At 66.2% G+C, this 10,816-nt stretch carries 7 protein-coding genes, 1 tRNA gene and 1 rRNA gene; 4 read left to right on the forward strand and 5 right to left on the reverse strand.

Translation table 11 applies throughout. The features are described 5' to 3' along the window. The first annotated feature begins 211 nt into the window (after positions 1-211). A 5S ribosomal RNA gene (gene rrf, locus QZ546_RS01775) occupies positions 212-326 on the forward strand. Positions 327-381: 55 nt separating this feature from the next. Beyond that, positions 382-458: transfer RNA gene (locus QZ546_RS01780), tRNA-Met, on the forward strand. A gap of 730 nt (positions 459-1,188) precedes the next feature. Here QZ546_RS01780 and QZ546_RS01785 read toward each other — a convergent pair. Together QZ546_RS01785 and QZ546_RS01790 are read right to left on the reverse strand one after the other, a co-directional pair. Further along, positions 1,189-1,740, reverse strand: coding sequence for a phosphoribosyltransferase (locus tag QZ546_RS01785; RefSeq protein WP_294233784.1), 552 nt, complete (start codon positions 1,738-1,740; stop codon positions 1,189-1,191). A 99-nt stretch (positions 1,741-1,839) separates the two neighbouring features. After that, complete coding sequence (locus tag QZ546_RS01790) at positions 1,840-2,853, reverse strand: adenosine deaminase (protein WP_294233787.1); 1,014 nt, start codon at positions 2,851-2,853, stop codon at positions 1,840-1,842. A gap of 220 nt (positions 2,854-3,073) precedes the next feature. On the opposite strand from QZ546_RS01790, the gene QZ546_RS01795 reads away from it, so the two are divergent. Further along, positions 3,074-4,447 carry a nucleobase:cation symporter-2 family protein gene (locus QZ546_RS01795; RefSeq protein WP_294233790.1) on the forward strand — a complete coding sequence of 458 codons (1,374 nt, stop codon included), beginning with the start codon at positions 3,074-3,076 and terminating at the stop codon, positions 4,445-4,447. A gap of 150 nt (positions 4,448-4,597) precedes the next feature. Here QZ546_RS01795 and QZ546_RS01800 read toward each other — a convergent pair whose 3' ends face one another. From QZ546_RS01800 to QZ546_RS01810, 3 genes are read right to left on the reverse strand one after another with little or no spacing between them, the layout of a single operon-like run. Then, positions 4,598-5,959, reverse strand: coding sequence for an 8-oxoguanine deaminase (locus QZ546_RS01800; RefSeq protein WP_294233795.1), 1,362 nt, complete (start codon positions 5,957-5,959; stop codon positions 4,598-4,600). Continuing rightward, the gene (locus QZ546_RS01805) at positions 5,956-7,035 is read right to left on the reverse strand and encodes a purine nucleoside permease (protein WP_294233798.1); all 1,080 of its coding nucleotides are present in this window, start codon (positions 7,033-7,035) and stop codon (positions 5,956-5,958) included. The genes QZ546_RS01800 and QZ546_RS01805 overlap by 4 nt, the downstream gene beginning before the upstream one ends. Positions 7,036-7,094: 59 nt before the next feature. Beyond that, the gene (locus QZ546_RS01810) at positions 7,095-9,572 is read right to left on the reverse strand and encodes a TonB-dependent siderophore receptor (RefSeq protein ID WP_294233801.1); all 2,478 of its coding nucleotides are present in this window, start codon (positions 9,570-9,572) and stop codon (positions 7,095-7,097) included. A 223-nt stretch (positions 9,573-9,795) separates the two neighbouring features. Here QZ546_RS01810 and QZ546_RS01815 point away from each other — a divergent pair, with 223 nt between their 5' ends. Further along, positions 9,796-10,716, forward strand: a complete 921-nt coding sequence (locus tag QZ546_RS01815; RefSeq protein WP_294233804.1) for a LysR family transcriptional regulator — start codon at positions 9,796-9,798, stop codon at positions 10,714-10,716. Positions 10,717-10,816: the final 100 nt, after the last annotated feature.

Raw genomic sequence — 10,816 nt, forward strand, 5'->3', positions numbered from 1 at the left:
ACCTTGATAGATCGGATGTGGAAGTGCGGTAACGCATGGAGCTAACCGATACTAATTGTCCTATTCGCGCTTGAGAGCTCCACACCCCCACCATCAGCCCTGGGCTGACGGCAAAAGGGTCTGGTCAGCAAATCCAGCCAGTGCACAGCATCGATTTTATACCCAATTCCCCATCCTCACCGGTGGGGACTGTTATTCGCGGACTCTATTGCCTGGTGGCCATAGCGTCGGTGTCCCACCCGATCCCATCCCGAACTCGGCCGTGAAACCCGACTGCGCCAATGGTACTACTGCTCAAGCAGTGGAAGAGTAGGGCGTCGCCAGGCATTACAGTCCGCGAATACAAAAAACCCATTCACATTCGTCTCTGCCCAACACCTCCGCGGGGTGGAGCAGCCCGGTAGCTCGTCAGGCTCATAACCTGAAGGCCGCAGGTTCAAATCCTGCCCCCGCAACCATCACAACATCACACCACAACCGTCTCAGGATACCCCGAGACGGCTTTTTTCGTGCGCCCTTTTTCCGTGAGTTAGCCCTCGCTCAGCGGCTCTCATCGCGTCCCACTCGACGCCTCTGGGCGCCAGGACGTCGATTTGCCTCCAGCAGCAATGCTGAAATACCCCCCCGATAGCTCTCAAAGACCTCGACGTCCGCTACGCCGCCAGGCGGCAGCCAAGCGGCAGAAAGACTATAAACTCACCGACCGGGCCTTGCAGACCAATGGCTTGCGGCGATCCCGCCACAATGGCCCGGGTGCATGCCGTGCTTCCGGGGCGGGAAACTGTGATTCTAGACGAAGCGCATGTCGGACTCGACACCGGGCTATTGGGCCGCGTGACGTTCGGCGGACGGGTGCGCCACGACCTGGGCTTCTTCCTGGCGATCGAACATGCGCACGCCGGAAGCTATGATCGCGCGATCCGCTTCTCGTTCAGGCGTCTGCGGAGACTCGCCCTTTCCCGCCGCGATCCGGGTCTTGCCAATGCGGTGGAGCGTCGATGCCGTGCCGCCCTGGACGGGCAGATGCGACGATCGCGCTGGCCGGCCCTGCCATCTCAGCGAGGCCATCACGAAGGTGATGACCTCGCCGTCCAGGTGCTCAGTCTTCCAACCGGCGGATCGGACCGGGAATGGCGCAGGCGCCATACCCCGCCGGTCAGCGCCCGCCTGGGCGGCGCGATCGTGTCTTCAGCGCAGGATGATGTCCGCCCCATGCTTGTGCGTGCGGATTTCCTCTTCGGTCAGGCCGTTGATCTCGTGCGGGAAGATCAGCCAGTCATTGGTCTGGTGGACGAAGAAGTCGGGCTTCAGGTCGGTCACGTTGCGCGACGGCTTGTAGTACACGGTCGCGACCTTCACCTCGTCCGGGATATTCCGCCGGCACCGCTCCTTCAATTCCTTCAGCACCGCGCGGATCGAGCGACCGGAATCGAAGACGTCGTCGATCAGCAGCAGCCGATCCTCGGGGTTCAGCACATCGACCAGATGGCCCAGGCCATAGATGCGGACCTGCGGATCCTGCTGGTCGATGCCGGTATAGGAGGCGGTGCGGATCGCGATATGGTCGCTTTCGATGCCGCGATATTCCAGCAGTTCCTGCACCGCAATGCCGACCGGCGCGCCGCCGCGCCAGATGCCGACGATATGCGTCGGGCGGAAACCGGAATCGAAGACCAGATTGGCGAGGCGAAAGGAATCCTCGAGCAGGCGGTCGGCGGAGAGATAGACTTTGGTGGTCACGAAACTTCCATCATCGTTGAAGAGGCGAGGGGCTAGGCCGATCCCGCCCGAATGTTGTGGTCCTTTTGTCGCCCCGATGCGGCGAGGGCAACCATGGCGTCATCCAGCGTCGTGCGCGAAGCTATCGAGTCGGGCGAGATGCGCGGCGATCGCGCCATCGTCCAGGAACGACCCCAGGAAGCTGTTGCGTGCCAGCGTCACCAAGTCCGCCCGCGACAGCGACCGGGCACGCGCGACCGCGCGGTAATTGTCGCCGACATAGCCGCCGAAATAAGCGGGATCGTCCGAATTGATCGTCGCGCGCAGCCCCAGCCGCAACATCCGGTCGATGGGGTGGTCCGCCATGTCCTTCACGACGCACAGCTTGTGATTGGATAGCGGGCAGACGGTCAGCGTCATCGCCTCACGCGCTAGCCGGGCGGTCAGCAGCGGGTCCTCCAGCGCGCGATTGCCATGGTCGAGCCGGTCGATCCGCAACAGGTCGAGCGCTTCATGGACATAGGCGGGCGGGCCTTCCTCCCCGGCATGGGCGACGCGCTTCAGCCCGGCCTCCCCGGCGGCGGCGAAGACGCGGGCGAATTTCGAGGGCGGATGGCCGACCTCCGACGAGTCCAGGCCGACGCCGTCGATATGGTCGAGCCATTTCTCCGCTTGGGCGAAGGTGGCGAAGGCGGCCTCCTCGTCCAGATGGCGCAGGAAGCAGAGGATCAGCTTCGACGACAGCCCATGGCGGTCGCGCGCCACCGCCATGCCCGACAACAGCCCCTCCATCACCGTGTCGAAGGGAATGCCGCGATCGGTATGGGTCTGGGGGTCGAAGAAGATCTCGGCATGGACTACGCCGTCCGCCGCCGCCCGGTCGAAATAGGCGACTGCCAGATCGTGGAAATCCCGCGCCTGCCGCAGCACGTCCGCGCCCGCATAATAGATGTCGAGGAAATCCTGGAGGTTGGAAAAATCATAGGCGGCGCGCACCGCCTCGACCGAGCCGAACGGGATGGCGACCCGGTTGCGCCGCGCCAGATCGAACATCAGCTCGGGCTCCAGGCTGCCTTCGATATGAAGGTGCAACTCGGCCTTGGGCAGGGCGGTGATGAAGTCGTCGTCGGTCATGTCGGGCTCCGTCCGAAGGGCGTGCTTTGGCGCCATCATGCGCAATCGCGGATGCGGGCGATAGCCCCGGTGCGATGCCTTTTTGCGATCGCTTCGTTCCAGATTCGGCGCTGGTGGCGGGACGCTCGCTGTCGGTACGATGGTGCCATTGCCCAGCGGAAAGACGGAGACCGGCCCCATGCCATCGGCGACGCACGAGTTGCCCCTTGCGGGACAGGCCATGACGATAGCCAAGGACGTGGCCCCTGCGCCCGCGCCCGACCGGATCGATGACGGCGTCGACGCGGTGCCGCCCGCGCGTCGGCTGGTGCCGCTGGCGTTCCAGCATGTGCTGGTCATGTATGCCGGGGCGGTGGCGGTGCCTTTGGTCGTCGGGCGCGCGCTCGACCTGCCGCCCGCGCAGCTGGGGATGCTGATCAGCGCCGATCTGGTCGCCTGCGGCTTTGCCACGCTGATCCAGACGCTGGGGCTGCCGCTGGTCGGGATCCGCCTGCCGATCGTCATGGGCGTGACCTTCGCCTCGATCAGCCCGATGCTGGCGATGATCGCGGCGGGCCATGCCGAGGGTACGCCGCCCGCCATGGTGTTGCGGGGGATTTACGGCGCGGTCATCGTCGCGGGGCTGTTCGGTTTCCTGGTTGCGCCGTTCGTCGGGCGGCTCTCGCGGCTGTTCCCGCCCGCCGTCACCGGCACGGTGATCCTGTCGATCGGGCTCAGCCTGATGCGGGTCGGCATCAACTGGAGTGCAGGCGGACAGCCGACCGATCCCGGCTATGGCGCGCCCGCGCATCTGGCGCTGGCGCTGCTGACTTTGATCGTCGTCCTTTGTCTGATGCGGTTCGGGCGGGGGCTGTTGCGCAGCGGCGCGGTGCTGGCGGGCACGATCGCGGGCACCGTGATCGCGGGGGCCATGGGGCAGGTGGACCTGGCGCCGGTGCGCGAGGCGTCGTGGTTCGCGCTGGTGATGCCCTTCCAGTACGGCGCGCCGACCTTCGACGCGCCCGCCTCGATCGCGATGTGCCTCGTCATGATGACGGTCATGATCGAGTCGTTCGGCATGTTCATGGCGGCGGGGCAGATGGTCCGTCGCCCGGTCGAGCGGCATCAGATGGTGCGGGGTCTTCGCGGGGATGCGGTCGGCACGCTGCTGGGCGGGGTGTTCAACACCTTTCCCTATACCTCGTTCGCGCAGAATATCGGGTTGCTCAGCATCACCGGCGTGCGCTCGCGCTTCGTCTGCGCGGGGGCAGGGGTGATCCTGCTGGCGCTCGGCGTCTGCCCGAAGCTGGCGGCGCTGGTCGCGGCGGTGCCGCTGCCGGTGCTGGGCGGCGCGGCGCTCGTGATGTTCGGGATGATCGCGGCGACGGGCATCCGCATCCTGGGCTCGGTCGAGCTGACCTTCGAGCGGCTGGTCACGATCGCGGTGTCGATCGCGGTCGGGTTGATCCCTGTCCTGTCCGAGCGCTTCTTCCAGGCGATGCCGAGCGCGCTCGCGCCGCTGCTCCATTCGGGCATCGTGCTGGCGTCGATCAGTGCGGTCGGGCTGAACGCCTTTTTCGGAGGGCGGGAGAGTAGCGAGGCGGAGGTGGTATAGGGCCATTTTCATTCCTCCCCTGTAAGGGGAGGGGGACCATGCGAAGCATGGTGGAGGGGTGTCCCCAGTCGCGAATTTGGACCTCTCTCTTCAGCCGGGACACCCCTCCGTCAGCCCTTCGGCCTGCCACCTCCCCTTGCAGGGGAGGAATCAGGCGGCGTCGCGCAGTCGGGCCACGGAACACTGCGCATCGGCGAGGATGTTGGCCTCCGACGCAGTAACCAAGGCGCCACCCGACACCAATGTCCGGCCCTCGACAATCAGGTCGCGCACGCCATTGGGCGGAGCCAGCACCAGCGCGGCGACGAGGTCCCAGGCCCCCATGGTGGCCGCGCCGCTCATATCCCACACCGCCATGTCGGCCCGCCGCCCGACCGTCAGCACGCCACAATCGTCGCGGCCCAGCATCTCCGCCCCGCCGCGTGTCGCCAGCCGCAAGGCGGCACGCGGCGCGAAGGCCTCCGCGCCGTGCGCGACACGCTGGAGCAGCAGCGACTGCCGCGCCTCCAGCAGCAGATTGCCGCTGTCGTTGGACGCCGATCCGTCGACCCCCAGCCCCAGCGGTATCCCGGCGGCGAGCATCTTCGTCACCGGCGCGATGCCCGAGCCCAGGCGGCAATTGGAGCAGGGGCAATGCGCGACCCCGGTGCCGGTCGCGGCGAACAGCGCGATCTCGTCGGCGTCCAGCCTGACGCAGTGTGCCATCCACACATCGCGCCCAGTCCAGCCCAGCCGCTCGGCATAGACGCCCGGCCGACAGCCGAAGCGTTCGAGCGAGAAGGCGACATCGTCCTCGTCCTCGGCCAGATGGGTGTGGAGCATCACGCCCTTGTCGCGCGCCAGCAGCGCGGCGTCGCGCATCAGCCCCTCGCTGACCGAAAAAGGCGAGCAAGGCGCGACGCCGACACGTATCATCGCGCCGGGGGCGGGATCGTGGAAGCGGTCGATCACCCGGATGGTGTCGGCCAGGATCGCGGGCTCGCGCTCGACCAGCGCATCGGGGGGCAGGCCGCCCCCGCTTTCACCCAGGCTCATGCTGCCGCGCGTGGGGTGGAAGCGGATGCCGATCTCGGCGGCGGCGGCGATGCTGTCGTCCAGCGTGACGCCGTTGGGATAGAGATACAGATGGTCGGTGCTGAGCGTGCACCCGCTCAGCGCCAGTTCGGCTAGGCCCAGCCGGGTCGAGGCATGGATGTCGTCGGGGCGATAGCGCGCCCAGATCGGATAGAGCCGCCGCAGCCAGCCGAACAGCGAGGCATCGGTTGCGCCGGGCACCGCGCGGGTCAGCGACTGGAAAAGATGGTGATGGGTGTTGACCAGCCCCGGCGTGACGACGCAGCCGGACGCGTCGACCGTCCGGTCGGCGGTGCGGCGCAGCGGCGCGAGCGCCTCGCTGGTGCCGACCGCGACGATCACCCCGTCGCGCCAGGCGATCGCGCCATCGGCGATCTCCAGCCCGTCGTCATTCATGGTGACGAGCGCCGCGGCCGAGTGCAGGACGGTCAGCGTCATTGCGGCGGTGTCTGGCCGTAGCGATCCCAATGGGTGAGCAGTTCCTCGACCACCCGGTTGCCGACCCGGTACAGGCTTTCGACCGAAGCGTTCAGCCCGGCATAGCCTTCGTTCTCGCGCAGCAGATAATCGGCGGCCGTCACGCCCGGCGGCGGCATCGTATAGTTGCTGCCCGCGCGCAGGACGAGGACGCGGTCCTTGTCGACCCGCCCGATCTTCGAGAGATAGTCGATCGCCTGGAGCGTGCCCGTCTCCTCCATGGCGCTGGTCACGAACTCGCCCTTGCCCTTCGTAAAATAGCGGGTGTGGTCATTGGCCCAGCGATTGAGCAGCGCGCCGTGCCAGAAGGTCATCGCCGAGAACTGGTCGCCGATCAGGACGAAGGGCGGCTTTCGCGCATTGGGATGGTCGGTATAGCGTGCGCGCTCGCGGGCGATCGACGGATCGTCGGGCAGGGCGGTGTCGCGGGTCAGGCGATAGGCCCATTGCGTGAGCGCCGGATTGAGCGCGAAGACCTCTCCGCCATCGGTGCGCGGCGGCGTGGGGTCGTTGGGGCCTTTGCGGTCCAGCGGGAAATAGCCGCTTTTCCAGTCGGCCGGGATCTCGCGTGCGTCGATCTCATGCGCCAGGTCGCCATCGACGACATAGCGCGCCCAGGCCGCCGATCCGATCGAGGCGTCCTCCGGGTCGATCCCCGCAATGCCCGCGACCAGCCAATAGGCGTGCGACAGGTCCAGCCGGGTGTCGAGGCCCAGTGCGGTGACCGCCGCCGCCGCGCGGACCGAGCCGACGCCGGTGACGACGCCCAATATCTGCGTGTCCGGGTTGTAATAGAGGTCGTGATAGCCGTGCGGGAAGGGGATGCGCTGGTGCAGGTTCCGCCGGGTCTTCCACAGCTGGAACTCGCCGGCGGTGTCGCCCTCGTCCTTGCCGATCTCGAACATGGTGACGACCACCATCCTGACCGGCAGCGGACGGGCGCAGGGTGCGGCGATGGCGCAGAGCGGGGCGACCGCCTCGGCCGGAAGGGCCGGTGCCGTCGTCGCGACAAGCAGGCCGGTGAGGAGAGACAGCATAAGGGATACTCCGGCCGGGCGGGGAAAGGCGGCGTGGCCGCTCCCCCCGCCGAGCACCATCAGAATTTATAGACGGCCGACGCCAGGAAGCTGCGCGGGCGTTCGGGCAGGACGATGGTGCTGCCGAACAATTCGGTGAAGTTGGCGCGGAAATAGCGCGCATTGGTCGCGTTCTTCACGACCACGCGGAACAGCCACGGGCCGGTCTGGTACGAACTCGACAGGTCGACCAGCGTATAGCCGGGCAGGCGCACTGCCTGCGACTGGCCCGAAAAGACCGAGTCCACCTTCACCACGCTGCCGCTGACCGACAGGCCGTTGTCGAAGCCATAGGTCGCGGTGGCGGAATAGAGGTTGGAGGGAATGCCCGCGCGGCGGGCGGCATTGCGGTCCGGAATCGGGATCAAGCCGATCGGCTGGCCGCCCAGATACAGGGTCGGGTTGGTGACGTTCACCAGGTCCTGGATGCCGAAGAAGCCGAACAGCGTGCCGTTCTGCAGCGCGGTCAGGTTCACGACCTCGGTGTGGGTATAGGCGCCGGTGACGAGCAGGTGGCGATCGACCGCCCAGCGCGCCTCGGCCTCCACGCCCTTGGTCTCGACCGCCTGGTTGACGGTGATCGACTGGATGTTGAAGTCGGTCCGCTCCTGCTTGTAGACCGACAGCGCGGCATAGAGCCGCTCGTTCAGCCAGCTCCCCTTGATGCCGCCCTCATAGAGGCGCGAGGTCGACATGAAGCCCGACTTCACCGACTCGGGCAGGACTTCGGCGCCCTGGCCGACGATGATCGTCGATTGCTGCGACGCGGTGGCATAGGGGATGAGGCCGAAGGGCAGCTTGTAGGAGGCGCTGGCGGTCCATGACCAGCCATCGTCGCTGCCCTTCGCGGATGTCACGGTCGGTACCCGGTCCATCACCGTCGGGTCATAGCGCGACGATGCATCGACCTTGTCGTAGCGGCCGCCGAACAGCAGGTCGAGACCGAAGGAGAAGTCCAGGTCGACCAGCGCGGCGATACCGTAATCGGTCGTGTGGCCGAAGACGCGGTCGGTATAGCCGCAATTGCACTCGTTCGCGAGCAGCCGGTTCGACGCAGGAGTATAACCCTGCGTCAGGTCGACGCGGTGGAAATATTCGAAATCGAAATCGTCGCCATAGTTGAAATTGACGTAACGGACCGATGGCGAGAACTGGCCAGAGAATTTTCCTGCGCCGGTCTCGATCGACTTGGCGAGGACGATCTTGTCCTCGATGACGTAGGAATTGACCCGCTGCGAGAAGCCATAGTCGTTGTTGTTGATGTTCTGGGTATGGTCGAAGAACAGCTGGTTCTTGACGGTCAGGTCGTCCGGCCCGTCAAAGGTGATGTCGTAATAGAGCGTCGTCTGCTTGTTGGTAAGCTTGTCGTTCACGCCGGTCAGCACGTCGCGACGGCTGAGCGTCGTGGTGCCGGTGTTGACCAGGTTCAGTTGCGGATAGGTCTGGGTGAAACAGGCATTGGTGAAGCCGCTGGCGAACGGGCTGAACGTGCTGTTGGGGCAGGTGAAATTGCCGAAGATCGACAGGCCGCCGGGCACCGCCGCCTTGATCTCGCCCTGCGAGATCTGGCCGTCGCCATTGGTGTCGAGCGGCTTGGCGGTGCCGGTGATATAGGTGCCGTTGTCGACCAGCTTCTGGGTCAGGCGGTTCCAGCCGCCATTCTGCTGGCCCTTGAAGTCCTGATACTGGCCGCCGAACTCGACCCGGATAGTGTCGGTCAGCCGGTGGTCGAACGCGCCCTGAAGGATCGTCTGCTTGGTCGACATGTTGCGGTAATAGCTGCCCGAATCCTCGATCTCGGCATAAAGGCTATAGCCCAGATCGGCGCCCAGGATCCGCGCCGGTCCGCGCACCTCGGCGCGCAGGTTGTTCCGGTCCCAGCTGCCGCCGGTATAGCTGACCTCGCCGGTGGCCTTGGTCAGCAGCGCGCCGCCCGCCACCCGCGCCGATTTGGGCACGAAATTCATATAGCCGCCGGTCTTGGACGGGCCATAGATGGGTGAGGCGGGGCCGCGCACGATGTCGATCCGGTCGGCCGCCGCGATCGGCGTCGGATAATTGCCCGCATTGTCCAGCCGCCGGACGCCCCGGAAATAAGTCTCGCCCGGCGTGCCGCGAATGTCGAGCGCGCCGCCGACCCCGAAGAAGGAGTTGGTGAAGGTGCCCGGCGACTGGGCGACCAGGTCATAGATGTCGGTGATGCCGAACCGCTCGATCTGCTCGTCACTGATCGTCGAGGCGGAGCGCGGGGTTTCGACCAGCGTCTTGTCGAAGCCGAAGACCGAGCCGACATCCTTGACGGGCAGCGCGTCGAGCGAGCCGGTGACGACGATCTCGCTTCCCTCCTGGGCGGCGGGTTCTGCGGTCTTGTCCTGCGCGAAGGCAGGCGTGGCCAGTGCCGTTCCGCAGAGCAGCGACACGGCGAGAGCCAACCGAATGCCGCGCGGCGGCTTCGGGGCGTGCGAAATGGTGGAATGCGAGCAAGCGCGTATCGTCATGGTAAGCCCCCCTTGTGACGCCCGATCCGTTCCCCCGGACCGATCCGTCGCGAATGTCCCCGCCTCTCCCTCTTCCTGCTTCGGTCCGTGCTCCGTGCCCGTCTTTTGCGGGCGAACGCCTGTCGGCTTGGCGTGGCACGGCCGGTTTTGACGATTGACGTACGGCGCGGCCTCGTTGCATTCAAACGCAATGATGACGACGATCCGTTGCAAAAATTAGCGCATGCCAGCCCTGTCGCGCTTCATCCGATATTTCATGGCGGTCGGGCGGCTGGGGTCGATCCGGCGGGCCGCCGATGAGCTGTCGGTTTCCGCCTCGGCGATCGACCGTCAGATCCTGAACGCCGAGGCGCGGCTGGGCGTGCAGCTGTTCGAGCGGCTGCCGACGGGTCTGCGGCTGACGGCGGCGGGCGAGGTGATGATGGCAGCGGGCGGCCGCTGGCAGAAGCAGCTGGGCGATACGCTGTCGCAGATCGAGGATCTGCGCGGGCTGAAGCGCGGCCATGTCGACATTGCCGTCATCGACGCGCTGGCCAAGGGGCATATGCCCGCCGCGATCCATGCGATCCAGCAGAGCCATCCCGGCATCACCATGGGCGTGCATGTGCTGGGCAACGAACAGGTGCGCCGCGCGATCGCCGCCAACGACGTCGATTTCGGCATCTTGTTCGACCCGCAATCCTATCAGGACCTGACCGTACGCGCCTTTGTTGACGTGGTCCTCGGCATCGTCTCGCCGCCCGGCCATCCGCTGGCGGGCAAGGCGGAGGTCCGCTTCTCTGATTGCGACGGCCAGTCGGTGATCCTGCCCGCCGCGCCGCTGGCGGTGCACCAGCAGGTCGCGGTGCTGGAGGGGACGTCGGGCGTCACGCTCGACCGGCGCGTGACGTCCGACAATATCCAGATGATCGCCTCGCTGATCCAGGAGGGGGACAGCATCGGCATCCTGACCTCGCTGGACGTGTCGACCGAGGTGCGCGCGGGCACGCTGGCCTTTACCCGCATTTCCGACAAGGTGCTGCGCCCGATGACGCTGGCCCTGTGCACCGCGACGGCGCGGACGCCCTCTTATGCCGCCGCGATGGTGCTGCGCGAGATCGAGGCGCGTTTTTCCCAATTCGCCTATATCCCGCCCGCGTCTTAGGCCGGATCGATTCCTCCCCTGGTAGGGGAGGGGGCAGGCCGCAGGCCTGACGGAGGGGTGTCCCGGTGGCAAGCGTCGGTTTCAGCTCGCGACCGGGGAC

The organism is uncultured Sphingomonas sp. (assembly GCF_913062585.1).
In the GTDB taxonomy this organism is placed as follows: domain Bacteria; phylum Pseudomonadota; class Alphaproteobacteria; order Sphingomonadales; family Sphingomonadaceae; genus Sphingomonas.